A 25,838-nucleotide genomic window follows, 5' to 3' on the forward strand; every position below is an offset into this window, starting at 1 on the left:
TCATGTTTTATGGGTATGCGGTGCTTGCAGCGCACTATCGACTAACCCTATACGCGAGCATAGCGCCCTTCTGACGCTGGTTTCCGACAGGTTTCCCGAAACATGATTACCCTGTTCCGCAACTTTTCTAAGTCGAAATGGGCTGTGGGCCTCTTCGCCCTCATTATTCTGAGCTTCGTCGTTGTCGGCGCACAGTCTGACATTTTCGCCAATCTTGGCCCGCGGCACGTCGTATCTGCCGGTGAGCGCAGCGTCGATGCTGCCCGCTTCCGTGCAGACATGGAACGCGTCCGCGCCAATATCAGCGAGCAATCCGGCCAAACGGCTTCCTTCGACGACCTCGCGGCCCAGGGCTATGTGAACCAGTTCCTCGAAAGCCAGACGATGCGCATGGGCTTTGCCGCATGGGCCTATAAGGCCGGCATCCGTCCGGGCAAGGACCTGATCATCGCTGAGATCCGCAAGATTCCGGCCTTCTTCAACCAGATCACCGGCCGTTTCGACCAGACGTCCTACGAGCAGGCTCTGGCGCAACAGAACATGACCCCGGCCATGCTCGAGGAAGAGCTGCGCGATCAGTTCACCTTCCAGCACTTCGGTTCGGCCATCGCTGCCGGTACGCGCCTGCCCAAGGCCTATTCGGCCCTGATGGCGGCTGCCTCGACCGAGACGCGCGATGGTGCATGGTTCACCGTGACGCAGGCGATGGCCGGTACCGCCGGTGCGCCGACCGATGCCCAGCTGACCGCCTTCATGAAGGAAAACGAAGCCCAGCTGCGCGCTCCGGAATTCCGTCAGGTGTCGCTGGTGCTGTTCACCCCCGGTCCGAACGATCCCCGTCCGGCTGTCACCGAAGAACAGCTGCGCGAGCGTTTCGAATTCCGTAAAGACACTCTGGCCCAACCTGAAAAGCGTAACTTCGTCCTGCTGACCGTCCCGACCCTGGAAGCGGCCCGCAAGGTTGCTGCCGAGCTGCGTGCCGGCAAGCCCGCGACCGAAGTGGCCGCCGGTGTCCGCATCCAGCCTGCGCCGTATAACAACACCCCGCGCACGGCTCTGGGCGATGCCAAGATTGCCGAGGCCGTTTTCGGTATGGCCGCTGCGGGCGTCACCGATCCGGTTCAGGGCACCGTTGGCTATACCGTTGCCCAGGTCACCGCCATCCAGCCGGGCCAGGGCATGTCGTTTGAACAGGCCCGCCCGCAACTGACCCAGGAACTTCAGGCCGAAGCCGCCAAGAAGATTGCCTATGATCGCGTCAAGGCGTTTGAGGACGCCCGCACCGAAGGCAAATCGATTGCCGATGCCGTGACCGCCTCGGGTGCCCGTATCGCGCAACTGCCGCCGTTCACCCGCGACGGACTGCTGCCGAACGGTCAGCCGTACAACCTGCCGCCTGCGATCCTGCAAACCGCCTATGCCCTGTCGAAGGGCGGCGAGTCGGACGTTATCACCGCTTCGGAAGGCGAATATTTCGCCCTGCGCGTCGATGATGTGCGCGAGTCGAAGCTGCCGGAACTGGCCGAAGTTCGTCCGATGCTGGCCCAGGCCTGGACCCAGCGCGAGAACGCCCGCCTTCTGGCCCAGAAAGCCGATGAACTGACCAGCCGCCTGCGCGCCGGTGAGGACATCACCGCCGTTGCCGCCTCGGTCAACGCAACCGTACAGGTCCGCACCAATGTGGCCTCGGACCGCGCCGCCCAGGACACATACGGCATCACCGCCTTGCGTGGCCTGTTCACCACCGCCAAGGGCCAGCCGTTCTCGAACGCTGGCGAGCAGGGCTTCGTCGTGGGTAAGGTCAACGCCATTCATCCGGCGAACCCGGCCACTGCCGCACCTCTGGTGGCTCCGATCAACCAGCAAATGACGGAGGCCTGGACGAACGAGGCTGTCGAAACGGCCCTCAAGGCCGCCGCCGCCAAGATGAAAGCCAAGAGCGATCTGGGTGAAGCCTACCGCGCCCTGGGCGTGGAGGCTCCGGCCCCGACGGCTACCGCAGCCCCGGCGCAATAATGCAACAGGCGGAGCGTACCGACTTTGTTACCGGACTGGCGGCTGGCAAGACCCAGCTGCTGGTCCGCCGCCTGATCAACGATCTGGAGACGCCTGTCTCGGCCTATCTCAAGGTCGCGCACGGGCGTCCCTACGCCAGCCTTCTCGAATCCGTAGAGGGCGGCGCGGTTAATGGTCGTTATTCGATCGTCACCCTCTCGCCGGACACGGTCTGGCGCTGCCTTGATGGCAAGGCGGAAATCGCCCGTGGCGATGCCATCCTCTCCGACACCTTCACGCCCGAAGAACTGCCCGCGCTGCAATCGCTGCGCGCGCTGATCGCGGCCAGCAAGTTCGACCTGCCCTCTGATCTGCCGCCGATGGCCGCAGGCCTGTTCGGTGTGTTCGGCTATGACATGGTGCGTCTGCTGGAGCCACTGGGTCCGGCAAATCCCGATCCGCTGAACCTGCCCGATGCCGTACTGGCACGCCCTAGCCTGATCGCCATTTTCGACTCGGTGAAGCACGAGATCGTGCTGGTGGCCGCCGCCTATGCCGACACCGCTACCGATCCCGAAGCGGCCTATGCCGCCGCCGTGGCCCGACTTGAAGAGTTCGAGGACCGCCTTCGCAGTCCGATGCCGATCCAGCGCGAGCCGCAGCCCGTCCCCGCCCCCGACTTCAAGTCGCCGGTCAGTGGCGAGGGCTATGCCGCCATGGTCGCCAAGGCCAAGGACTACATAACCGCTGGCGACATCTTCCAGGTGGTTCTGGCGCACCGTTTCTCGGCGCCGTGGTCACAGGACCCGTTCGCCTTCTATCGGGCGCTGCGTCGCGGCAACCCGTCGCCATACCTCTTCTATCTGGATTATGCGGGCTTCCAGCTGGCTGGCTCCAGCCCGGAAATCCTCGTACGACTGAAAGATGGCCGCGTGACCATCCGTCCGCTGGCCGGAACGCGCCCGCGCGGTGCCACGCCGGAACTGGACAAGCAGCTTGAGGCCGAACTGCTGGCCGATCCGAAGGAACTGGCAGAGCATCTGATGCTGCTGGATCTGGGCCGCAACGATGTGGGCCGCGTGTCCGCGCCGGGTACGGTCGAGGTGACGGAAAGCTTCGTCGTCGAACGCTATTCGCAGGTTATGCACATCGTCTCCAACGTGAACGGTCAGGCCGACCCGAAGCTGGACGCGGTGGACACCCTGCTGGCCGCCCTGCCCGCAGGCACGCTTTCGGGCGCGCCCAAGGTTCGTGCGATGGAGATCATCGACGAGCTGGAAACCGAAAAGCGCGGCGTCGGTTACGGCGGCGGCGTGGGCTATATCTCGGCCAATGGCGAGGCGGACATCTGTATCGTCCTGCGCACCGCCATGTTCACCGACAACAAGATCTTCGTGCAGGCCGGTGCCGGCGTTGTCGCCGACAGCGATCCGGCAGCCGAATACGCCGAGACGCTGGCGAAAGCCCGCGCCCCGATGAAGGCCGCCGAAGAGGCATGGCGATTCAGCGCAACAACCCACGCGCAACCCTTGGCAACGGCCAAGGGCGCGGCGGGATCAAGCGACGTCGCCGCTTAAGGCGTTCTGGTGATGTCGGTTTGGTCCCTGCGATCCGGACCGGCATTCACCGTTCCGATCAGCAATAATCCCATAGCGGCTGCAAAGGCTGCAGCGACCAGCATGGGCGGTTTGGAGGGCGCTTCCATGCTCGATTCTTCGAGCAAACGACGCGCGTCGTGGATGGCTTCAATGATTTTCACAGCGGACTTCTTCCGATGGCGATGCTCGATCATCGCGCGGATTGTTTAACGACCGCTTGCTTCCACCCATTCCACGGCTAAAGCTGTGCATAACAGCGACCGCCGACCTCCCGTATTGAAAAGCCTTCCCATGATCCTCGTCGTCGATAACTACGACAGCTTCACCTACAACCTCGTCCACTATCTGGCGCAGCTGGGCGCCCGGACGCACGTCATCCGCAACGATGACCTGACGGTAGAGGAAGCGCTGGCGCTGAAACCCGAAGCCATCCTGCTGTCCCCCGGTCCGTGCGATCCGGACCAAGCGGGCATCTGCCTGCCCATCCTTGCCCAAGCCCCTGAAGACATGCCGATCTTCGGCGTCTGCCTCGGCCACCAGTCGATCGGTCAGGCGTTCGGCGGTCAGGTTGTGCGTGCCAAAGCCCTGATGCACGGCAAGACCTCGCAGATCCATCACGAGGGCGGCGGCGTGTTCAAGGGCCTGCCCCAGCCGTTCACGGCCACGCGCTACCACTCGCTGGCGGTCAAGCGCGAGACCCTGCCCGACTGCCTCGAAGTCACCGCATGGACCGAGGACGGCGAGATCATGGGCCTGTCGCACAAGACGCGCCCGATCCACGGCGTTCAGTTCCACCCCGAGTCCATCGCCACGGAAAACGGTCACGACCTGATCGGCAACTTCCTCGATTTCGCCAACATCAAACGCACGGCGATGGTCTGAGACCATGGACAGTTTCAAACCGCTTCTGGCCAAGCTGGTCGCCGGACAGGTGCTGTCCAGCGATGAGGCCCAAGACTTCTTCGCCGCCTGCCTGCGGGGCGAACCCACCCCCGCACAGGTCGCCGCCGCCGTCACCGCCCTTCGTCTGCGTGGTGAAACGGTAGAGGAAATCACCGCCTTTGCCCGCGCCATGCGCGCGGCAGCCCTGAAACTCGACCACCCGTTCGAAGACGTGGTGGATACCTGCGGCACGGGCGGCGACGGGGCGCATACCTATAACATCTCCACCGCCGCCAGCTTCGTGCTGGCCGGTGCGGGCCTCAAGGTCGCCAAGCACGGCAACCGCGCCATGAGCTCAAAGTCCGGCTCTTCGGACGTGCTGGCCGCTCTGGGCGTGAACCTCGATGCCACGCCCGCCCAGCAGGCCGTGTCGCTGAACGATGCCGGCATCGCCTTCCTGTTCGCCCCCACCTATCACGGGGCCATGCGCCATGTGGGTCCGGTACGAGCCGAGCTGGGCTTCCGCACCGTGTTCAACCTCTTGGGTCCGCTGTGCAATCCGGCGGGGGCCAACCGTCAGGTCATGGGCGTCTATGACCCGAACCTGCTGGAACCTCTAGTCGAGGTGCTGGGCCGTCTGGGTGCCAAGCGCGCCTGGACCGTCAACGGCAGCGGCCTTGATGAACTGACCACCACAGGCCCGACCGAGATCGCCGAGTGGAAAGACGGTACCATCAACCGCTTCACCATCACGCCGGAAGAAGTGGGCCTGCCCCGCGCCACTCTGGCCGATATTCAAGGCGGCGATGCCGAGGTGAACGCCGCGGCCCTACGCGCCCTGCTGAACGGTCAAACCGGCCCTTACCGCGATATCGTCCTGCTGAACGCCGCCGCCGCTCTGGTGGTGTCGGATGTGGCCGATGATCTGAAATCCGGCATCGCACAGGCCGCCGCCGTCATCGACGATGGCCGCGCCCTGGCCGCACTTGACGCCCTCGTCCGCGCCTCCCACACGCCCGTAGAGTCCGAAGCATGAGCGACATCCTGAACCGCATCGCCGATTACAAGCGCGAGGAAGTCGCCGCCCGCAAGGCCTCCATCAGCCTCGATGCACTAGAAGCCAAGGCCAAGGCCGCATCCGCCCCGCGCGGTTTCCGCGACGCGCTGGCCGCCACGGCTGCGAAAACGGGCCGCCCCGCCCTGATCGCCGAGATCAAAAAGGCCAGCCCGTCCAAAGGCCTGATCCGCCCGGACGATTTCGATCCGCCCGAATTGGCCAAGGCCTATGAGCGCGGCGGAGCGACCTGCCTGTCCGTGCTGACCGATGGCCCCAGCTTCAAGGGTGATGACAGCTATCTGGTCGCTGCCCGCGCCGCCGTGGCCCTGCCCTGCCTGCGCAAGGATTTCCTCGTTGATCCGTGGCAGGTGGCCGAGAGCCGCGCCCTAGGCGCCGACTGTATCCTGATCATCATGGACATGATCGACGACGCCCTTGCCGCTGACCTGCTGGCCGAGGCCGACCGCTTCGGCATGGACGCCCTGATCGAAACCCACGACGCGGATGAAATGGCCCGCGCCAGCGAGCTGGTGGGCGACCGCGACAATGCGCTGGTGGGCGTCAACAACCGCTCGCTGCGTACCTTCGAGGTCGATCTGGCCAACACCGAGACGTTGGCCCTGCTGGCCCCGCCCCGCGCGCTTCTGGTGGCCGAAAGCGGCATCTTCACCCCGCAAGACGTCGCCCGCGTCGCCGCCGCCAACTCCAAAGCCATCCTCGTCGGCGAAAGCCTGATGCGTCAGGCCGATGTAGAAGCGGCGACCAGGGTGTTGATTGGCTAAGTCACCAAAGCCCCTTCAGTAATGAAGGGGCGACATAGCTCCTCAACCTGAGCAATTGTTTGGTCTATGCTCTGTTGAATGGGGTCCGGTAGCGGCTCTCCGTCGTCGCCAACTGCTGCGACACTAAATGCAATTCGCCGCATTTCGCGGACAAACTCAGTCTCAGTTTGCGCGTGTCGAGCATCAAGGATCGCCTTACCCGCGAACCATATGCGGTTGTAAATCCGTACGATTTCATCAAATAGCTCGACCGCATTAGGGCCAAAAAGTGCGGCACACTTGAACTTTGAGGTCTCGAGTTCGTCGAACTTATGACGATGTTCCCTCATGCGTCGCATGACCCCATAGCCCGCATTTTGGACTACCTCATCTGGAACGCCATCCTCGGCAATCATTTCGCTAGCCCAAACCATTGGAGAGCGAATAAGTTGGAGAGTGAACGATATTTGATAAAAATCGTGAAGTACTTTTTCGGCTAGTTCAGCCTTCTTTTGGGCAAGCGTTGCTTTGCGCTCCAAATCAAACTTACGAGCCAGATTTTCGCGCTCAGCAATGTCACGCTTTTCTGCCAATTGCTTATCTAGTTTGATTTTGTCTTTGTTGATTTTCAGCGCCGTGCGCGCCGAAATCCAAGCGACGATCACACCAACCACACCCGATATGATTGCCGCAAACACAACGGATTTGAGTAAATCCATCGCCCCCTCCGGATTATTATTCAGTACGGCCTAGAGATCATCCACGATCTGCTCGGCCGCCTGCGCTTCTTCTCTCAGCCACTTCACGAACAGACGCGCAGGTTCGGACACGCTGCTGCGGCGGGTGAGGACATGGTAGGCCATGTCGGTCGTTAGCGCCCCATCCGCGAACGGCGCGACGAGGCGACCCGCCGCCAGATCGTCCGCCACGAAGGCATAGGGAGCCAGCGCCACACCCTGGCCGTGGATGGCGGCATCAATGGCCAGCGCGGTCTGGTCCACGCGGGTGCCCTGTGAGGCATCCACATCCTTGATCTTCTGCGTCTTGAACCACATCGCCCAGTCGGGGCGCGTCTCTTCCAGCTCGCTGGGGCGCAGGTGGATCAGGACGTGGTTCTTAAGGTCCGAAGGCTTCTTCAGCGCCTTTTCGCCCACCATCAACTGCGGCGCACAGACGGGGATCACATCGGCCCCGATCAGGCGTTCCGAGCGCACCCCCGCATACGGCCCACGGCCATAGCGCACGGCCACGTCCACGCGCCCGCCCGCCACATCGGCCAGCCGCATATCCGCCGACAGCCACAGCTCGACCTCGGGGTTCTGGGCCTGAAAGCGCGTGATGCGCGGCGTCAGCCATTTGGAGGCAAACGACGGCGGCACCGACACCGACAGGGCAAAGCGGCGGTCGGGGCGATACAGCAAATCCCCTGCCCGCTTCAGATAATCAAACCCGTCACGCAACAGCGGATAAAGCTCGGCCCCCAGTTCGGTCAGGGCGATCTGGCGCCCCTCGCGATAGAACAGCGGCGCGCCCGCGTGTTGTTCCAGAATGCGGATTTGCTGGCTGATGGCACCGGGCGTCACCGACAGTTCCTCGGCGGCGCGGGTGATGTTCAGGCGACGCGCGGCGGCCTCGAACGCCTTCAGCGAGTTCAGCGGCGGAATACGGCTGTCCAGCGGGCTGTACTTGGCCATCTCAGTTCATCCAATCCGCGGTCGGCAACCCGCGCGAACGCAGGAAGGCCGGGTCATAAAGCTTGCTGGCATAGCGTTGGCCGGGGTCGCACAGCACGGTCACGATGGTGTGGCCGGGGCCCATTTCCTTGGCCATGCGGATCGCGCCCGCGATGTTCACACCGCTGGACGCGCCAAGGCACAGGCCCTCGTCCCGAACCAGATCGAACAGGATGGGCAGGAACTCGGCGTCCTCGATGCGATAGGCATAGTCCACCGCATCCAACCCCGTCAGGTTGCCGGTAATCCGGTTCACGCCGATGCCCTCGGTGATGGAGCTGCCCTCGCCCTTCAGCACGCCTTCCTTAAAGAAGGAATACAGCGCCGCGCCCGGCACGTCCGACAGGCCGACTTTCAGGTTCGGGTTCTTCTCTTTCAGGTACAGGGTCGTGCCGACCAGCGTACCGCCCGAACCGACCGCGCAGATAAAGCCGTCCACCTTGCCGCCCGTCTGTTCCCAGATTTCGGGGCCGGTGCCTTCATAGTGCGCCAGACGGTTCGACAGGTTGTCGAACTGGTCCGCATAGAATGCGCCGTGCGGTTCGGTTTCGTTCAGTTCTTCTGCCAGTCGGCGCGAGAAATGGACGAAGTGGTTCGGGCTGCTGAACGGGGCTGGATCGACCTCGATCAGCTTGGCGCCGTGCAGACGCACCGCCCGCTTCTTTTCCTCGGTTTGGGTGCGCGGCATCACGATCACGACCGGATGGCCCAGCGCCGCCCCGACCATGGCCAAGCCAATGCCGGTATTGCCCGCCGTGCCTTCCACGATCGTCCCGCCGGGCTTCAGCGCCCCGCTGGCCCGCGCTTTCAGGATGATGCTGAGGGCAGCCCGATCCTTGATCGACTGCCCCGCATTCAGAAACTCGGCCTTGCCATAGATGTCACACCCCGTCGCCTCCGACGCAGCCTTAAGCCGCACCAACGGGGTATTGCCAATCAGGCCCAGGACATCAGACGCGACACGCATTTAGAATTCCGCACTGCAAAAGGAGCTTTGCTCCTTTTAGGCAGGTTTTAGGATTTCTAACAAGCGATGAGCATATAAATGCCGCGCCTCCCTATTGATTACACCGTTATCTAAGGTAAGTTTATTTCGAAGAAAGCGGGGGACCAAGTTGGCCGAAACGAAACAAATTTCTGAAGAAGAAGTTCAAACACTCCTAAAAGAGAGGGAGCGTCACTTTTTTGATTTTAAAGCCAAAGCGCTTACTCCTGCAAAAATGAGCCGCGCAATATCTGCATTCGCTAACGCTAGCGGTGGCGAACTCATTATTGGCATGGAAGAAGTTGCAGGACCAAACGGCACGGAATGGCACTGGGACGGATTCGAAAACGAAGAAGCTGCAAATGATTTTTTGCAGGTAATCCATCAGCTTGACGATCTACAGAATACAATTTTTGCTCAATTTTTAGAAGCAAAAGACAAAAATGGTTTGTTGCTACATCTTACGATTTCAAAATCTGCCGACATAAAATATTCAACTGATGGAAAGTGTTACATAAGAAAAGGTGCCCAAAGCCTTTTATTAAATGATGCTGCTCTGGAAAGACTTAAGTTTGAAAAGGGAATACAGTCTTACGAAGACCAGATAGTTAATGAAAAATTGGATGAGATTACCAATTCAGCAACCATTATTGACTTTATGCTCCAAATAATTCCATCCGGAGAACCAAAAGATTGGCTTGATAAGCAGAAACTTATAATTGACGAGAAACCAAACGTAGCCGGAATACTGCTATTTTCTGACAACCCTCAATCAATTTTACCAAAAAGATCTGCAGTTAAAATACTTAGATATAAAACCAAAGAGGGTGCTGAAAGAGATTTTTTGGATGCAGACCCAGAAACAATTGAAGGTCCAATATATTCTTTAATATACGATACAGTTGATAGAACAAAAAATATTATCGAAGGTATAGAAAAGCTCGGTCCAGAAGGGATGGAAAAAGTCATATACCCCCAAGAAGCATTACACGAACTTGTCACTAATGCCATCTTGCACAGAGATTATAGCATACCTCAAGATGTTCAAATTCGTATATTTGACAACAGAGTAGAAATTGAAAGCCCTGGGAAACTTCCAGGACACGTAACAACTCAGAATATTGCCAAAACTCAGTTTGCAAGAAATCCAAAAATTGTTCGGTTAGTAAATAAATTCAAGAATCCTCCCAACAAAGACGTTGGTGAAGGTGTAAACACAGCATTTGAAGCGATGGAAAAGTTAAGACTTAAGAAGCCAGAGTTTTTAGAATCTGAATCCGGTCTTCTTGTGACTTTGAAACACGAAAGCCTAGACTCTCCTGCCTCAATGGTTCTTGAATACTTATATAAGAACGACGAAATCACAAATCAACAGGCTCGCGAGCTAACTGGTATCAGATCTGAAAACACAATGAAGAATGTCTTTTACAAGCTGAGGGACGCTGGAAAAATTGAACCGGTTCCTAAGATTGCTGGTAAAAAATATTCTTGGAGAAAAACGAACAGTGCATCCTAATTATAGGGATTTCGACATAAGAAAAGCCCCCGAGCTTCTCGGGCTCAGGGGCTTTTGTCGTTTAGTGCTCTCGCTGTGATCAGATGTGGATCACTCGGCCGTAGGCGTCGAGGGCGGCTTCGTGCATGGCTTCCGACATGGTCGGGTGCGGGTAGACGATGCCGTGGATGTCCTCCTCCGTCGCTTCCATGGTGATGGCGGTGACGTAGCCCTGGATCATCTCGGTTACTTCGTGGCCGATCATGTGGGCGCCGATCAGGGCACCCGTCTTGGCGTCGAAGATGACTTTGACGAAGCCCTCGGTTTCACCCGAAGCGATGGCCTTGCCGTTCACGCGGAACGGGAAGCGGCCGATCTTGACCTCGCGCTTTGCTTCGCGTGCGCCCTGCTCGGTCACGCCAACCGACGCGACCTGAGGCTGGGCATAGGTGCAGCCAGCGATGGGCGAATGCACGTTCGGGGTTTTAAAGCCCGCGATGTGTTCCGCCGCGTGGATGCCCTCGTGCGAGGCCTTGTGGGCCAGCCACGGTGCACCGGCACAGTCGCCGATGGCATAGAGGCCCTTCACATTGGTCTGGCAGTGGCTGTCGGTCTTGATGTGACCGCGGTCCAGCTCGACGCCCAGAGCCTCCAGCCCGATGCCGTCGGTGTTGGCCGTAATGCCGACCGCCGAGATGCAGACCTCGGCTTCAAGCGTCTCGGCCTTGCCGCCGACCTCGATGGCCACCGACACGCCCTTGGGCGTCTTGGTGACCTTGGTGACCTTGGCACCGGTCTTGAACTTGATGCCGCGCTTCTCGAAGCCCTTCTGGGCGGCCTTGGACACTTCCTCGTCCTCGACCGGCATGATGCGATCCACGGCCTCGACCACGGTCACTTCGGAACCCAGAGCGCGATAGAAGCTGGCGAATTCGATGCCGATGGCGCCCGAACCGATAACCACAAAGGTCTTGGGCAGCTTCTTCGGAGCCAGCGCGTCGCGGTAGGCCCAGATCTTGTCGCCGTCAGCCTCAAGGCCGATCTGCGGCAGGGCGCGGGCGCGCGCACCCACAGCCAGCATGACGTTCTTTGCGTTCAGAACCTGCTCGCCGCCCTTGTTCAGGGTCACGACCACCTTGGGAGCGGCTGAACCCTTTTCGAGTTTAGCCGTGCCCTCGATGACCTCGATCTTGTTCTTCTTCATCAGGAAGCCAACGCCCTGATTGAGCTGTTTGGCCACCCCGCGCGAACGCTGGATGATGGCGTCGAAGTCGAAAGACGCGCCCGACGCCGACAGACCATAGTCCTTGAGGTGCGACAGGCTCTCGAACTTCTCGCCCGACTTCAGCAGAGCCTTGGTCGGGATACAGCCCCAGTTCAGGCAGATACCGCCGAGGTTCTCACGCTCGACGATAGCGACCTTCTGGCCCAGCTGGCTGGCGCGGATGGCCGCGACGTAACCGCCGGGACCAGAGCCGATCACTACGAGATCAAAATCACTCATGCGCTTGATCCTTAGGCCAGCATCGACAGCGGGTTTTCAAGCAGCGGCTTGAAGGCTTGCAGGAAGCGGGCACCCGTCGCGCCATCGACCACGCGGTGATCGCAGGTCAGGGTCACGGTCATGACGGTGGCCACGGTCAGCTCGCCGTTCTTGACGACCGGACGCTGCTCGCCCGCACCCACGCTCATGATGCAGCCCTGCGGCTCATTGATGATCGAGGTGAACTGCTTGATGCCGAACATGCCGAGGTTGGAGACCGAGAAGGTGCCGCCCTGGAACTCTTCCGGCTTCAGCTTGCGGTCGCGGGCACGCGAGGCGAGGTCCTTGGACTCGGTCGCGATCTGGGCCAGACCCTTGGTCTCGGCCTTGCGGATGATCGGGGTGATCAGGCCGCCATCGATCGCCACGGCCATCGACACATCGGCATTGTGGTGCATGGCAATGCCTTCCGGCGTGTAGGAAGCATTGGCTTCCGGCACGGCCTTCAGGGCCATCGCAGCGGCCTTGATGACGAAGTCGTTGACCGACACCTTGATACCGCGCGGCTCCAGCATCTTGTTGATCTGGGCGCGGGCCGCCATCAGGGCGTCCAGCTCCACATCGATGAACAGCGGGAAGTGCGGGACGTTGTTCACGCTCTCGACCATGCGGCGGGCAATCGCCTTACGCATGCCGTCCAGCGGGATCAGGTCATAGGTGCCATCGGCAATACCCATCTGGGCCAGCGACGGCGTGGCCTTGGCTTCGGCAGCCGCCGGAGCCGCCGCCTGAGCCGGAGCCTTGGCACCGCCAGAGGCCTGAGCAGCCTCGACGTCGCGCTTGACGATACGGCCATGCGGGCCGGTGCCCTTGATAGCCTTCAGATCAAGGCCAGCCATGGCCGCCAGACGGCGGGCCAGCGGCGAGGCAAAGATGCGCTCGCCCGAAGCCGCGACCGGAGCCGGAGCAGCCTTGGTCTCAGCCTTCGGGGCCTCGGCCTTGGGCGCTTCCTTGGGGGCTTCAGCAGCCGGAGCCGCCTCGGCCTTCTTCGGCGCAGGCGCGGCATCGTCGCCAGCCAGACGGGCGATCGGCGTGTTCACCTTCACACCTTCGGTACCCTCGGCGACGAGGATTTCCAGAACCTCGCCCTCGTCCACGGCCTCGACTTCCATAGTGGCCTTGTCGGTTTCGATCTCGGCGATGACATCACCGGCGGAAACGACGTCGCCCACCTTGATGTGCCATTTGGCCAGAACGCCCTCCTCCATCGTCGGAGACAGGGCGGGCATCAGGATGTCGGTCATCAGGCATTCCCCCCTTCCGGCTCGATCGGCTCGGCAACGGTGCGGACGTTGTCTGCCTTGATCACATTGCTCAGGCCTTCGAGGATGCGGTGATAGGCGGCGGTTTCGTTGTGACCGTGACGGACGGCATAGCCGTGAGCCATGTGACGCGCGGCATAGGCCAGCATCTCACCGAATTTGATCGGGTCGCTGAAGGCAGGCTTCACCGACATGACCGGCTCGTCCTTAGACCACCACATACGCAGCAGCTCGATGGCGTTCTCGTCAGCGGCCACGCTGTCCGGAACCGTCATTTCATACTCGGCGCTCATGCCATCACCTGCTTCACTGCGGCCACGATCTTGTCCACGCCCGGAAGCGAAAGCGCTTCAAGGTTGGCGGCGTACGGCAGCGGAACGTCTTCCTGGTGCACGCGCAGCGGCGGGGCATCCAGATAGTCGAACGCGTGCTCGATCACGCGGGCGACCACTTCGGCCCCCACGCCCATCGGACCCCAGCCCTCTTCAGCCGAGACCAGACGGTTGGTCTTCTTCACGCTCTCGACGATGGTTTCGTGATCCAGCGGACGCAGGGTGCGCAGGTCCACAACCTCGACCGAAATACCCTCTTCGGCCAGCTGCTCTGCGGCCTGCAGGGCAAAACCGACCATGCGGCTGTGGGCCGTGATGGTCACATCGGTGCCTTCGCGGCGGACCTTGGCCTTGCCGATCGGCACGACATAGTCCTCGACGTCCGGCACGTCGAACTCGAGGCCATACATCATCTCGTGTTCGAGGAAGACGACCGGGTTCGGGTCACGGATCGCGGCCTTCAGCAGGCCCTTGGCGTCTGCGGCGTCATACGGCGCGATGACCTTCAGGCCCGGAATCTGGGCGTACCAGGCCGAGTAATCCTGAGAGTGCTGGGCCGCCACGCGGCTGGCCGCACCGTTCGGACCACGGAACACGATCGGGCAACGGATCTGGCCGCCCGACATGTACAGGGTCTTGGCCGCCGAGTTGATGATGTGGTCGATGGCCTGCATGCCGAAGTTCCACGTCATGAACTCGACGATGGGCTTCAGACCGGCCATGGCCGCACCGACGCCCAGACCGGCAAAGCCGTGCTCGGTAATCGGGGTATCGACCACGCGCTGGTCACCGAACTCCTGAAGCAGTTCGCGGCTGACCTTATAGGCGCCCTGATACTGGGCGACTTCCTCGCCCATCAGGAACACGGCGTCGTCGCGGCGCATTTCCTCGGCCATCGCGTCACGCAGGGCGTCACGGATGGTGGTCTTCACCAGCTTGGCACCCTCGGGGATTTCGGGGTCACGCAGTTCGACCTTGGGGCCTTCCTTGGTGACGTTCTTCTTTTCCGGATCGCCGGAGGATTCCGCCTTGGCCGGAGCCTCTTGCGTGTTTTCTTCGGCCTTGGGCGCATCGTCCTTCTTGGAAGGAACAGGCGCAGCATCGTCCCCAGACAGGCGGGCGATCGGCGTGTTCACCTTCACACCCTCGGACCCTTCGGCCACAAGGATTTCAAGCACTTCGCCCTCGTCCACGGCCTCGACTTCCATCGTGGCCTTGTCGGTTTCGATCTCGGCAATCACCTGACCGGCAGAGACGGTATCACCCGCCTTGATGTGCCATTTGGTCAGCGTGCCTTCTTCCATCGTGGGCGACAGCGCCGGCATCAGAATGTCGGTCACGGATCAGGCCTCCACGTAAACGTCAGTGTAGAGTTCCGAAGCGTCCGGCTCCGGGCTCTCTTGGGCAAATTGGACAGCTTCGGCAACGATGGCTTTCACCTCGTTGTCGATAGCCTTCAGTTCTTCTTCGGTGGCCTTGGCTTCGGCCAGCAGCACCTTCAGGTGGTCGATGGGGTCGCGGGTCTTCTTGACCTCGTCCACCTCTTCCTTGGTGCGGTATTTCGCCGGGTCGGACATGGAGTGACCGCGATAGCGATAGGTCTTCACCTCGAGGATGTAAGGGCCCTCGCCGTTGCGGGCGCGCTCGACCGCACGGGCGGTGGCGTCACGCACGGCCAGAACATCCATGCCATCGACCTGCTCGCCCGGAATGCCGAACGAGGCACCGCGCATGTAAAGCTCGGTCGTCGAGGAGGCGCGCTCGATGGAGGTCCCCATAGCGTACTGGTTGTTCTCGATGATGTAGATGGCCGGCAACTTCCAAAGCTGCGCCATGTTGAAGCTCTCGTAGACCTGACCCTGGTTCGAGGCACCGTCACCGAAGTAGACGAAGCTGACCGAGTCATCGCCACGGTACTTGCCCGCAAAGGCCAGACCCGTGCCCAGCGCGACCTGCGCACCCACGATGCCGTGACCGCCATAGAAGCCGGTCGGCACGTCGAACATGTGCATCGAGCCGCCCTTGCCCTTGCTGGAGCCGCCGATGCGGCCCGTCAGCTCGGCCATGACTTCTTTCGGGTCCATGCCCGCCGCCAGCATGTGGCCGTGGTCGCGGTAACCCGTGATGATCTTATCGTGGCCCTGTTTGACGCTCTCCTGAACGCCGACAGCAACGGCTTCCTGACCGATATACAGATGGCAGAAGCCCCCGATCAGGCCCATGCCGTACAACTGTCCTGCGCGCTCTTCAAAGCGGCGGATCAGGACCATCTCGCGATAGTAACGCAGCAGATCTTCTTTCGAAGCCTGAGGCGTGTTCGGAATCTTGGTGTCGCCCTTGTCGGACGAAGACTTCTGAACCGTGGCTTTCGCCATCCGGCATCTCCCGGTTGCGCCCCTGTCGCGGGGACTCTTTTCATTACAATGAAAAGGGGTTTAGCAGCCTTGGTTCCGGGTTAGCAAAGCGCAGTTTCGTGTTGTAACACGAGTTTAGCCGACGCGGGTCTCGCTCTGGTTGCGCGGCTCGAGGTCGTTCATGCGCACCACATAGTCACGCGGATCGGTAAAACCGATCACAGCGCGGGCGCGTTCTTCCAGCAGATCGCGCGACAGGCTGCCCGAGCGCAGATAGCGGACACGCACTTCAAGGTCCTGCTTTTCCTCGGCCAGATGGCGCAGTTCGGCCTGTCGCTTCTCCAACAGCTCCGCGCGCGCCTTGCTGCTCAGCAGGCCGCGTTCACCCGTCAGGCCGTGAACTCCGAAATAGAGAACCGCGAACAAGATCAAAACTGACGGTAGGTACGGCTTCATCTGCTCAATCACTGACACCGCTCCTTCTGAGCGTCGGCACGAATCCAACCCCTGCATGAAAATGGTTAGCCAAGAATTAAAAACTCCGCCGCCAGAGAACCGGCGACGGAGTTTTTGAATTTCTTTGCAATTCGAAAGGGCCAACGGCCCTACAAAGCTTAACGCAGCAGCATGCCGTCGCCGTAGTAGACACCGTTGTCGCCCAGCATTTCTTCCAAACGCAGCAGTTGGTTGTACTTGGCCACCCGGTCCGAACGGGCCAGCGAGCCGGTCTTGATCTGACCGCAGTTGGTCGCCACGGCCAGATCGGCGATGGTGGCGTCCTCGGTCTCGCCCGAGCGGTGCGACATGATGGCGGTGTAGCCTGCACGGTGCGCCATATCGACGGCGTCCAGCGTTTCCGACAGGGTGCCGATCTGGTTGACCTTCACGAGGATGGAGTTGGCCAGACCTTCGCCGATACCGGCTGCCAGACGGGCCGGATTGGTCACGAACAGGTCATCACCCACCAGCTGGACGCGGTCGCCCAGACGCTCGGTCAGCAGCTTCCAGCCCTCGAAGTCGTCCTCGGCGCAGCCGTCCTCGATCGAGACGATCGGGAAGCGTTCGACCAGATCGGCGAGGTAGGACACCATACCGTCGGCGTCGAACTTCTTGCCTTCACCCGCGAGGTCGTACTTGCCGCCCTTGAAGAACTCGGTCGAGGCAACGTCCAGCGCGAGGTGGAAGTCTTCGCCCGCCAGATAGCCAGCAGCCTGACCGGCCTTGGTGATGAAGCTCAGGGCTTCCTCGGCCGAGGCGAGGTTCGGAGCGAAGCCGCCTTCGTCACCGACGTTGGTGTTGTGACCGGCATCCTTCAGCTGCTTCTTCAGCGCGTGGAAGATTTCAGCGCCCATACGCAGACCATCCGAGAAGGTGGCCGCGCCGGTCGGCATGATCATGAATTCCTGAATGTCGATCGGGTTGTCGGCGTGTGCGCCGCCGTTGATGATGTTCATCATCGGGGTCGGCAGGATGCGGGCCGAAACGCCACCGATATAGCGGTGCAGCGGCAGGTTGGCCGAGATGGCCGAAGCCTTGGCCACGGCCAGCGACACGCCGAGGATGGCGTTAGCGCCGAGGCGGGCCTTGTTCTCGGTGCCGTCCAGTTCGATCAGGGTTTCATCGATACGGCGCTGATCTTCGGCGTCAAAGCCCGACAGGGCGTCGAAGATTTCGCCGTTTACGGCGTCAACGGCCTTCTGGACGCCCTTTCCCAGATAGACGTCCTTGTCGCCGTCGCGCAGTTCGACAGCTTCGTGCGCGCCGGTCGAGGCACCCGACGGCACAGCGGCGCGGCCGAACGAGCCGTCTTCCAGGATTACATCTACTTCGACCGTCGGATTGCCACGGCTGTCGAGAATCTGGCGGGCAACGATGTCTGCGATATCGGTCATATGACGACGCTCTGTATGGAAAAGGAGAAGCTAGGGGCGGGTTTAGACCAGCCGCCGCCGAATCGCCAACCTTCGTCGTAGATTTCCTCGCCCGACGTTAGGCGCAGCCTTCGACCAGCTGGATGCTGGGACCGCCCGCATGGACGAACTTCACCCTTCCCTCGCCGCCGACCTCATAGACCACGCCCCTAGCTGTGGGGTCCTCCACATAGTCATCGTCGGGCCGGACCCTGTCGCTCCACACGGTAAAATATCCCGCCGGTGCCGCCTCATAGGCATGAAGGCTCCAACGCCCCTGATCGCCATAGGCGGCCCTGATGGCGGCGGGGTCGTCGCCCACACCAAACCCTTTATCCGTCTTGATGTCCGCAGGCTGGCGCAGGGAAATGCGCGTCAGTCGCCCGTCCTGCACCATCACCATCATCCCCTCGGGTGCCCTTGGCGGATGATAATACAGGCACTCATCCGAAACCTGGCTTGAGGTGTCAGGCATTGGACCGTATGCGCGGTCGATCTCTTGCTGCCCCATGCCGATGCGAAGCGCGCCATAGCCCGCAGAAGTCAGCGTATCGACGCCCGAAGCGGTCGCCGCCTCAAGGGTCTTTTCACCCGACAAAGCCTCAGTCGGTTCCCGATAAGGCGCCGGGCGCTCTGGCGAACAGGCTGCGAGCGTCAAGGCCGAGACAGCGAGCGCTATGGATTTTGCGGACAGGGACAAGGCGTTGGCCTCCTCGGATCTTCGGAACCGGAACGGTACAGGCCAGAACGCGCAAAAACGGCACGCGATGCAATCGCGTGCCGTTTTCGAAAGTCAGTGCTCCGGCCCTAAAACCGGATGACCAAGGTCCGAGGATTAGTCTTCGGCTTGGGTCAGGACTTGACGACCGCGGTACATGCCGGTCTTCAGGTCGATGTGGTGCGGACGGCGCAGCTCGCCGGTGTCCTTGTCTTCCACATAGGTGTTTGCGCCCAGGGCGTCATGCGCACGGCGCATGTTACGACGGGACGGGGATACTTTGCGCTTCGGAACGGCCATGTCCGTCTCAATCTCTAAGTCGGTGCGCCGGAAGGCGCGAAAAACAATAGCGGCGGCCACGAAACCGGACCGCCACACGAGGCCGCGCTTATGCATGAACCCGTGGATGATTTCAAGAGGTGCTGAAGAATGAGGTGAAACACCGCATTATAGGCCTCTGGCAGCCGCTTTTACGCCTTTGATCACGCGATGTCAGGTCAGAATTGCCGCCGAATCAATCACAGAGGCGCGCCGCCACGACCTCACCGATCGCCATCGAACTGGTCAGGCCCGGACTTTCGATCCCGAAAAGAGCCATCAGCCCCTCAAGGCCGTGTGCCTCTTGCCCATGAAGCTGGAAGTCCGGTTGGGCCTGGCCCGCACCATGCAGTTTGGGCCGGATGCCCGCATAGTCCGCCGACAGCGCCTCCACGCGCACATTTGGCCAGAAACGGCGGATGTATTCGGCGAACTCCTGCGCCTTGGCCGGATCGACCGAATAGTCCTCGGCCTCCACATAGACCAGATCAGGGCCGAACACGCCCTGCCCGCCCAGATCCTTGCGGTAATGGGTGCCCAGCGCCCCCGGAATGGGCGGCGGATAGATCAGGCGGTTGAACGGTGCCGGCCCCGAAAGACGGAAATAGACGCCCTTTCCATAATGCCCCTGCGGAATATCGACGGCGGGATAGCCCTCGATGGAAGCCGCGACCACCTGTGCCGACAGACCCGCCGCCGTCACCAGCAGACGCGAGGTGACCGTCGTCGCCCCCTCGCCGCCGACGCGGATCGAGAAGCCGCCGCCGCCCAGCGGTTCGGCCCCTTCGAACGGCGCGGCGGTCACCACCGATCCGCCCGCCGCTTCGATCTCGCCTTCCAAAGCGGACATATAGCCATGACTATCAAACACGCCGCTCTCGGGTGACAGGATGGCCGAGACGGCGTTCAACTGCGGCTCCAGCGCCCGCGCCTGCGCGCCCGTCAGCTCTTCCAGACCCTCGACGCCGTTGATGCGCCCCTGCTCCAGAATGGCTTCGATGCGCGGGATTTCGGCATCCTCGGTCGCGACGACCAGCTTGCCGCATTTCCAGTGATCGACCTTGTGGCTGTCGAGGAAATCGTACAGCAGCCGACGCCCCTCGACGCAGACCTGCGCCTTGAGCGATCCCGTGGGATAGTAGAGTCCTGCATGGATGACTTCGGAGTTTCGCGACGAAACCCCCTGTCCGATATGCGGTTCCTTTTCAAGAACCAGCACAGTCAGCCCCCGCTTTGACAACGCCCGTCCGCAGGCCAGCCCCACAGCCCCTGCACCCACCACGGTCGCGTCAAAGTCAAAGGTCATCTCGTACCGTATCTCCGCGCCGCTTCGCTCTCGAAACATTCGATGAGCTTGCGCACCGCCAGATCGAAGTTCGCGTGCAGCATCATGTCGAGCATTTTCGATTTGAACGCGAAGTCGATCATGAACTCAAGCCGGGTGCCGTCTTCGTGAGGGAAGAACTCCCAACGGTTCTTCAGGTGCTTGAACGGCCCGCGCAGCAGGCCGACCTCGACCTTGGGCGCGTTACGGTCATACCGTACCCAGGTGGCGAACTTCTCGGTCAGAAAAGAAAAGCCGACCCCCGCCTCCGCATCGCGCACAGTCACACCCTCGGCCTCTTCGCGCGCATTCCAGACGCGCATGGAGGTGATCCACGGCACGAACCGCGGATAGGTCTCGATATCGGCGACCAGTGCTGCAAGCTGATCGGGCGCATAGGGCAATATGCGCGTAAGGCGATGGACAGCCATTACAATCTTAGCGGCGCAGTTGGGCTTCGCGGGCCGCCTTCAGGCGGGCGAAGTCGTCACCCGCGTGGTGCGACGAACGGGTCAGCGGCGAGGACGATACCATCAGGAAGCCCTTGGCACGGGCAATCGCCTCATAGGCCTTGAACTCTTCGGGCGTGACGAAGCGGTCGATCGGCGCGTGCTTGCGGGTCGGCTGCAGGTATTGGCCGATGGTGATGAAGTCGACACCCGCCGAGCGCATGTCGTCCATCACCTGCATGACCTCTTCCTTGGTCTCGCCAAGGCCAACCATGATGCCAGACTTGGTGAACTGGTTCGGATCGCGCTCCTTGACCATCTGCAACAGGCGCAGGGAATGGAAGTAGCGGGCACCCGGACGGATCTTCAGATACAGGCGCGGAACGGTTTCGAGGTTGTGGTTGAAGACGTCCGGCTGGGCGTCGATCATCACCTCTGCGGCGCCGTCCTTGCGCAGGAAGTCCGGCGTCAGAATTTCAATGGTCGTGTTCGGCGCCTGAAGGCGGATCTGGCGCACGACCTCGGCAAAGTGGGCGGCGCCACCGTCCTGAACGTCATCGCGGTCCACCGAGGTGATGACGACGTGGTTCAGACCCATCTGCTGGACAGCCAGACCGACCTTGGCCGGCTCTTCGGGGTCCAGCGGTTGCGGCAAGCCCGTCTTGACGTTGCAGAAGGCGCAGGCGCGCGTGCAAGTGTCACCCATGATCATCAAGGTGGCGTGCTTCTGGCTCCAGCACTCGCCGATGTTGGGGCACGCGGCCTCTTCACAGACGGTATGCAGACCCTTCTCGCGCACGATCGCCTTGGTGGCGTTGTACTCACCCGAGCCGGGCGCCTTTACGCGCAGCCAGTCGGGTTTGCGCAGCACGGGGCTCTCCGGGCGATTCTGCTTTTCCGGATGCCGAAGCTGCGACGGCGACGTCTTGAGGGTGTCGATCAGGGTGACCATGAGGGGCTATTTCGTCGTTTGTTGCCCAATAGGCAAGGCAAACCCTGCCTCACCTTGCGTTACGTTGTGCCAAAAAGCGTGAAAAAACGTTGCAATCCTCACGGATCATTTCAGAGTCTTTCCAAACTGGACCCGCATCTTTAATGAGGTCCGCCCTGATAGACCGTGAGGGCATCCTGCCCTCCGAAGGAGGAACGCCTTGCGGCAACCGCTGGATCCCAAGCTGTACAACAGCTCGCTTATCGACGCCCTGATCGACGCGCGCGCAAACTACGGCGACAAGGAAATCCTGGAAGATCAGGACCGCAATCCCCTCACCTATACCGGTTTGATCCGTGCCGCCTTCGTGCTGGGCCGCAAGATCGCCGGCATGACGGGCAAGGGCGAGCGCGTCGCGATCCTGTTGCCGTCTTCGATGGGCACGGTCGTCACCTTCTTTGCCCTGCACGCGCATGGCCGCGTTCCGGTGATGCTGAACTTCACGGCGGGCGAGACCAATGTGAAGGCCGCCATCAAGGCCTCGGGCGTCCGCAAGGTCCTGACCGCCAAGCGCTTTGTCGAACAGGCCACGCTGGATAACCTTATCGCCGCCATCGAGACCGTCGCCGACGTCGTGTGGCTGGATGACGTGCGCAAAACCATTGGCCTGAAGGACAAGCTGTACGGCCTGTCGGCGGGTCTGGCCCCCAAGCGTTTTGCCGTCAAAACCAATCCGGACGATCCGGGCGTGATCCTGTTTACCTCGGGCAGCTTCGGCAAACCCAAGGGCGTGGTGCTGAGCCAAAAGAACCTGATCGCCAACTCGCGTCAGGTGGACGCCCACATCGGTCTGGACAAGGACTGGGTGCTGTTCAACCCGCTGCCGACCTTCCACTGCTTCGGCCTGACGGCGGGGGCCATCCTGCCGCTGCTGCAAGGCCTGAAGTCATTCCAATACCCGTCGCCGCTGCACGCCAAGCAGATCACCGACCTGCTTCCTCAGGTTAAGGCCACCCTGCTGTTTGCAACCGACACCTTCCTGAACCAGTACGCCCGTGTGGCTGAACCGGGTGACTTCGCCACGGTGAAGTTCGCCGTCGGCGGTGCCGAGAAGCTCAAGGATGAGACCCGCGCCCTGTTTGAAAGCAAGTTCGGCAATGTCGAACTGCTGGAAGGCTATGGCGCATCGGAAGCGGCCCCTGTCGTGGCCGTGAACCAGCCGGGCAACAACCACCCGGGTACGGTTGGCCAGATCCTGCCGGGCCTCGAGTACAAGCTTGAGCCGGTCGAAGGCGTCGATGCCGGTGGCCGCCTGTTCCTCAAGGGCCCGAACATCATGTCGGGCTACATCACCAACGGCGACCCGCTGCGCTGGGAGCCGGTCGAGGACGGCTGGCTCGACACTGGCGACATCGTCGATGTGGACGCCGAGGGCTATGTCACCATCAAGGGCCGCGCCAAACGCTTTGCCAAGATCGGCGGCGAGATGGTGTCCCTGACCGCCGTTGAAGGTATCGCAGGCAGTGTGTGGCCTGATAACCGCCACGCCGTCGTGGCGGTGCCGGACACCCGCAAGGGCGAGAAGCTGATCCTGATCACCGATCGACACGACGCCGAACCGTCGATCCTGAGCGCATGGGCCCGTGCCAATGGCGCGCCGGAACTGGTGGTTCCCAAGAAGATCATGAAGGTGGACGAGATTCCGGTGCTGGGCACCGGCAAAACCGACTACGTCTCGCTTCAGAAAATGGCCGAGGCGGCCTGATAGACTTCAACAAAAGGCCGCCCCCGCAAAGGCGGCCTTCTTTGTTCGCGGAGCATGTGAGATGGCGAAAGCCAACATCGACTGGTACGGCATCGCGCTGGGTGCCATGCGTATCGCCTCGGGCCTGCTGCTGGTGCAGCACGGCACGCAGAAGATTTTCGGCTTTCCCGCGCCCAAGCCCGCGCCGATTGACCTGAATACCCTGATCGGCTGGTCCGGCCCGATCGAGCTGGCGGGCGGTATCCTGCTGATCCTCGGCCTGTTCACGCGGCCTGTGGCCTTCATCCTGTCGGGCTTCATGGCCGCGGCCTATTTCATAGCCCATGCGCCCAAGGGTCTGTATCCGCTGCTGAACGGCGGCGAACTGGCGGCGCTTTACTGCTTCACCTTCCTTTTTCTGTCGTTGGCAGGTGCCGGAAGCTTCGCTCTCGACAATCGCCGTCGCTAACAAAAAAGGTGCGGGCCGCAGGGTCCGCACCTTTTCCATTTCTAGGTAGGCCTTCGGATCAGCCGATCCGCACGCCCGTCATGGAAATCGAGCCGCCCACGACCTGATCGTTAAAGAAGGTCAGGCTTTCGCCCTCGTTCTGCTGGGCCGCGACATAGAGCAGCGGCAGGTAATGCTCGTCGGTCGGAACCGACATCTGCGCATTCTCCGCCAGATCGACCCAGTTGATCAGCGCCTCATGATCTCCGCGTACGAAGGCGGCCTTTACCGCCTCGTTAAAGTCATTGGCCCAGTCATAGGCCTCGCCGCCCTCGCGCTTCCACGTACGAAGGTTGTGAACGAAGTCACCCGATCCGGCGATGATATAGCCCTCGTCACGCAGGGGACGCAGCTTTTTGGCCAGTTCATAGTGACCGCGCGCATCAAGCTCGCGGTCCAGCGAAAGCTGCACCACCGGAACGTCGGCATCAGGCCAGACGTGGGCCAGAACCGACCATGTGCCGTGGTCCAGACCCCATTGGTCCGTCATCACCGCGCCGGTCAATTCAGACACGCGCTTGGCCAGTTCGGGCGAGCCGGGTGCCGGATACTGCATGGCGTGCAGTTCGGCCGGAAAACCACCGAAGTCATGGATGGTCTCCGGCCGCTCCATCGCGGTCACGCCCAGCCCGCGCGTTTCCCAGTGCGCGGACACCATGACCACGCCCTTGGGCTTGGCAAGTGACGCTCCCACGGCCTTCCAACCGTCAGCGAACTCTCCCCCCAGAGCGTTCATGGGCGAACCGTGCCCGAAGAAAATGGCAGGCTGGGTCATTGGTCTTACCCGTGCAGTTTCTTCGCGATTTCCGCGATGTGTTTGCCTTGGAAACGTGCGCCGCCCAGATCGATCTCGCTGGGCATACGCGAGCCGTCACCCTTGGTCAGGGTCGTGGCACCATAGGGCGAACCGCCGACGATCTCGTCCATATTCATCTGATCGGCATAGGCATAAGGCAGGCCGACCACGACCATGCCGTGGTGCAGGAAGTAGTTGTGCAGGCCGGCAAAGGTCGTTTCCTGACCGCCGTGCTGGGTGGCCGAAGCGGTGAACGCACCACCGACCTTGCCCAGCAGGGCACCCGATGCCCACAGGCCACCAGTCTGATCGAGGAAGGCGCGCATCTGCGAGGCCGCCGTACCGAAACGGGTGCCCGCGCCGATGATGATGGCGTCATAGTTCGGCAGGTCCGAAACCTGGGCGATCGGGGCTTCCTGATCCATCTTGTAGTGCGCGGAGATGCAGACCTCTTCCGGAACGGTTTCCGGTACGCGCTTAATATCGACGACAGCGCCCTCGACCAAAGCAGCCCCTTCGGCAACGGCCTTGGCCATGGCTTCGATGTGGCCGTAGGTCGAATGATACAGAACGAGAATCTTGGGCAACGCCAACTCCAATACAAAGGGTAATCACGCTTTAGTAACAGCGTCGGTATCGGATTTAGTCTTTACTCAGGATTCTGCAACCGGCAATCGTCAAACAATTTTGGGATTTGCGACTAAAGGACAGACACGGTCATAAAACGCGCTGTCCGCCGGGACGTTCATTCCCCGGGACAGGCGGAAGCGGTGCTCGACCACCATCGCCTGCTGTTCGATATTCAGCCCGTCCCAGTGGCAGCTGTCACTGACCTCGTAGTGATAGGATGAGGCGCTATCACCCGCCTTCAGCTTGGCGAACAGCAGGTTCACGCCCCGCTGCGCCTGCCACACATGGACCAGCTCATGCACAAAGGTCGATTGAATGGCCAGCGACGCCAGGGCCATGTCGCTCTCGTAACGAAGCGATGGCCAGAGCACCCATTCACGACCGAACCAACGCCCCGGTACAAAGGCCCGTGTAAAGGGCCACGGCGTACGCATGATGCGGACCGTTTCGACCCTGAGGTCAGACCCGAATACCTCGCGGGCCAGGGCGATTTCGTTTGGTGTCAAACGCCTG

27 protein-coding genes are annotated in these 25,838 nt (G+C 61.2%); 8 read left to right on the top strand and 19 right to left on the bottom strand.

The genetic code is table 11. The features are described 5' to 3' along the window. Positions 1–102 precede the first annotated feature (102 nt). Both B3H86_RS10005 and trpE read left to right on the top strand, forming a co-directional pair. Positions 103–2,016, top strand: a complete 1,914-nt coding sequence (locus B3H86_RS10005; RefSeq protein WP_292053456.1) for a peptidylprolyl isomerase — start codon at positions 103–105, stop codon at positions 2,014–2,016. After that, on the top strand, positions 2,016–3,572 hold the full coding sequence (trpE, locus tag B3H86_RS10010) for an anthranilate synthase component I (protein ID WP_292053457.1): 1,557 nt from the start codon (positions 2,016–2,018) through the stop codon (positions 3,570–3,572). Before B3H86_RS10005 ends, trpE begins: the two co-directional genes overlap by 1 nt. Here the strand turns inward: trpE and B3H86_RS10015 are convergent. After that, a complete protein-coding gene (locus B3H86_RS10015; RefSeq protein ID WP_292053458.1) occupies positions 3,569–3,787 on the bottom strand; it encodes a hypothetical protein in 219 nt (72 codons plus the stop codon). The genes trpE and B3H86_RS10015 overlap by 4 nt on opposite strands. A 97-nt stretch (positions 3,788–3,884) precedes the next feature. Between B3H86_RS10015 and B3H86_RS10020 the strand changes: the two genes are divergently transcribed. Genes B3H86_RS10020 through trpC form a run of 3 tightly spaced genes read left to right on the top strand, consistent with a single transcriptional unit; the run spans position 3,885 to position 6,314 of the window. After that, positions 3,885–4,475: an anthranilate synthase component II gene (locus tag B3H86_RS10020; RefSeq protein ID WP_292053460.1), complete on the top strand. Its 591-nt coding sequence runs from the start codon at positions 3,885–3,887 to the stop codon at positions 4,473–4,475. A 4-nt stretch (positions 4,476–4,479) separates the two neighbouring features. Then, entirely contained in the window at positions 4,480–5,511 is a 1,032-nt protein-coding gene (trpD, locus tag B3H86_RS10025) for an anthranilate phosphoribosyltransferase (RefSeq protein WP_292053461.1), read from the top strand. Further along, on the top strand, positions 5,508–6,314 hold the full coding sequence (gene trpC, locus B3H86_RS10030) for an indole-3-glycerol phosphate synthase TrpC (protein ID WP_292053463.1): 807 nt from the start codon (positions 5,508–5,510) through the stop codon (positions 6,312–6,314). Before trpD ends, trpC begins: the two co-directional genes overlap by 4 nt. Here the strand turns inward: trpC and B3H86_RS10035 are convergent. Genes B3H86_RS10035 through B3H86_RS10045 form a run of 3 tightly spaced genes read right to left on the bottom strand, consistent with a single transcriptional unit; the run spans position 6,311 to position 8,993 of the window. Further along, positions 6,311–7,012 (bottom strand): hypothetical protein, encoded by a 702-nt coding sequence (locus tag B3H86_RS10035; protein WP_292053465.1) that lies wholly within the window; start codon positions 7,010–7,012, stop codon positions 6,311–6,313. The genes trpC and B3H86_RS10035 overlap by 4 nt on opposite strands. 30 nt (positions 7,013–7,042) lie before the next feature. Beyond that, entirely contained in the window at positions 7,043–7,987 is a 945-nt protein-coding gene (gene gcvA / locus B3H86_RS10040; RefSeq protein ID WP_292053467.1) for a transcriptional regulator GcvA, read from the bottom strand. 1 nt (position 7,988) lies between these two features. Next, on the bottom strand, positions 7,989–8,993 hold the full coding sequence (locus B3H86_RS10045) for a cysteine synthase A (protein WP_292053469.1): 1,005 nt from the start codon (positions 8,991–8,993) through the stop codon (positions 7,989–7,991). Between the two features lie 148 nt (positions 8,994–9,141). On the opposite strand from B3H86_RS10045, the gene B3H86_RS10050 reads away from it, so the two are divergent. Continuing rightward, complete coding sequence (locus B3H86_RS10050; protein ID WP_292053470.1) at positions 9,142–10,527, top strand: ATP-binding protein; 1,386 nt, start codon at positions 9,142–9,144, stop codon at positions 10,525–10,527. A gap of 79 nt (positions 10,528–10,606) precedes the next feature. Here the strand turns inward: B3H86_RS10050 and lpdA are convergent, their stop codons facing one another. From lpdA to lipA, 12 genes are all read right to left on the bottom strand, one after another. Next, positions 10,607–12,010, bottom strand: a complete 1,404-nt coding sequence (gene lpdA / locus B3H86_RS10055; protein WP_292053472.1) for a dihydrolipoyl dehydrogenase — start codon at positions 12,008–12,010, stop codon at positions 10,607–10,609. 11 nt (positions 12,011–12,021) lie between these two features. Next, positions 12,022–13,293: a pyruvate dehydrogenase complex dihydrolipoamide acetyltransferase gene (locus B3H86_RS10060; RefSeq protein WP_292053474.1), complete on the bottom strand. Its 1,272-nt coding sequence runs from the start codon at positions 13,291–13,293 to the stop codon at positions 12,022–12,024. Further along, complete coding sequence (locus B3H86_RS10065) at positions 13,293–13,604, bottom strand: DUF5076 domain-containing protein (RefSeq protein ID WP_292053476.1); 312 nt, start codon at positions 13,602–13,604, stop codon at positions 13,293–13,295. The genes B3H86_RS10060 and B3H86_RS10065 overlap by 1 nt, the downstream gene beginning before the upstream one ends. After that, on the bottom strand, positions 13,601–14,983 hold the full coding sequence (locus B3H86_RS10070) for a pyruvate dehydrogenase complex E1 component subunit beta (protein ID WP_292053478.1): 1,383 nt from the start codon (positions 14,981–14,983) through the stop codon (positions 13,601–13,603). The genes B3H86_RS10065 and B3H86_RS10070 overlap by 4 nt, the downstream gene beginning before the upstream one ends. Before the next feature lie 3 nt (positions 14,984–14,986). Continuing rightward, entirely contained in the window at positions 14,987–16,018 is a 1,032-nt protein-coding gene (gene pdhA / locus B3H86_RS10075; RefSeq protein ID WP_292053480.1) for a pyruvate dehydrogenase (acetyl-transferring) E1 component subunit alpha, read from the bottom strand. 114 nt (positions 16,019–16,132) lie between these two features. Further along, positions 16,133–16,465: an FtsB family cell division protein gene (locus tag B3H86_RS10080; protein WP_292053482.1), complete on the bottom strand. Its 333-nt coding sequence runs from the start codon at positions 16,463–16,465 to the stop codon at positions 16,133–16,135. A 146-nt stretch (positions 16,466–16,611) separates the two neighbouring features. Further along, on the bottom strand, positions 16,612–17,889 hold the full coding sequence (eno, locus tag B3H86_RS10085; protein WP_292053484.1) for a phosphopyruvate hydratase: 1,278 nt from the start codon (positions 17,887–17,889) through the stop codon (positions 16,612–16,614). 97 nt (positions 17,890–17,986) lie between these two features. Continuing rightward, positions 17,987–18,505, bottom strand: a complete 519-nt coding sequence (locus tag B3H86_RS10090; protein WP_292053486.1) for a hypothetical protein — start codon at positions 18,503–18,505, stop codon at positions 17,987–17,989. A 237-nt stretch (positions 18,506–18,742) separates the two neighbouring features. Continuing rightward, a complete protein-coding gene (gene rpmF, locus B3H86_RS10095) occupies positions 18,743–18,925 on the bottom strand; it encodes a 50S ribosomal protein L32 (protein WP_292053488.1) in 183 nt (60 codons plus the stop codon). Positions 18,926–19,139: 214 nt separating this feature from the next. Next, the gene (locus tag B3H86_RS10100; protein WP_292053491.1) at positions 19,140–20,249 is read right to left on the bottom strand and encodes an NAD(P)/FAD-dependent oxidoreductase; all 1,110 of its coding nucleotides are present in this window, start codon (positions 20,247–20,249) and stop codon (positions 19,140–19,142) included. Then, the gene (locus B3H86_RS10105) at positions 20,246–20,698 is read right to left on the bottom strand and encodes a type II toxin-antitoxin system RatA family toxin (RefSeq protein WP_292053493.1); all 453 of its coding nucleotides are present in this window, start codon (positions 20,696–20,698) and stop codon (positions 20,246–20,248) included. Before B3H86_RS10105 ends, B3H86_RS10100 begins: the two co-directional genes overlap by 4 nt. A gap of 7 nt (positions 20,699–20,705) precedes the next feature. Further along, positions 20,706–21,668, bottom strand: a complete 963-nt coding sequence (gene lipA / locus B3H86_RS10110; RefSeq protein WP_292053495.1) for a lipoyl synthase — start codon at positions 21,666–21,668, stop codon at positions 20,706–20,708. Between the two features lie 199 nt (positions 21,669–21,867). Here lipA and B3H86_RS10115 point away from each other — a divergent pair, with 199 nt between their 5' ends. Beyond that, positions 21,868–23,412 carry an AMP-binding protein gene (locus B3H86_RS10115; protein WP_292053496.1) on the top strand — a complete coding sequence of 515 codons (1,545 nt, stop codon included), beginning with the start codon at positions 21,868–21,870 and terminating at the stop codon, positions 23,410–23,412. Positions 23,413–23,473: 61 nt separating this feature from the next. After that, positions 23,474–23,860, top strand: a complete 387-nt coding sequence (locus tag B3H86_RS10120) for a DoxX family protein (RefSeq protein WP_292053498.1) — start codon at positions 23,474–23,476, stop codon at positions 23,858–23,860. A 58-nt stretch (positions 23,861–23,918) separates the two neighbouring features. On the opposite strand, the gene ygiD is transcribed toward B3H86_RS10120, so the two are convergent. The 3 genes from ygiD to B3H86_RS10135 form a co-directional block, all read right to left on the bottom strand. After that, complete coding sequence (ygiD, locus tag B3H86_RS10125) at positions 23,919–24,674, bottom strand: 4,5-DOPA dioxygenase extradiol (protein ID WP_292053500.1); 756 nt, start codon at positions 24,672–24,674, stop codon at positions 23,919–23,921. Positions 24,675–24,679: 5 nt separating this feature from the next. Then, positions 24,680–25,282 carry an NAD(P)H:quinone oxidoreductase gene (gene wrbA / locus B3H86_RS10130; RefSeq protein ID WP_292053502.1) on the bottom strand — a complete coding sequence of 201 codons (603 nt, stop codon included), beginning with the start codon at positions 25,280–25,282 and terminating at the stop codon, positions 24,680–24,682. A gap of 90 nt (positions 25,283–25,372) precedes the next feature. Further along, positions 25,373–25,831: a hypothetical protein gene (locus B3H86_RS10135; RefSeq protein WP_292053503.1), complete on the bottom strand. Its 459-nt coding sequence runs from the start codon at positions 25,829–25,831 to the stop codon at positions 25,373–25,375. Positions 25,832–25,838: the final 7 nt, after the last annotated feature.

Source organism: Brevundimonas sp. UBA5866 (assembly GCF_002432125.1).
Classification (GTDB): Bacteria; Pseudomonadota; Alphaproteobacteria; order Caulobacterales; family Caulobacteraceae; genus Brevundimonas.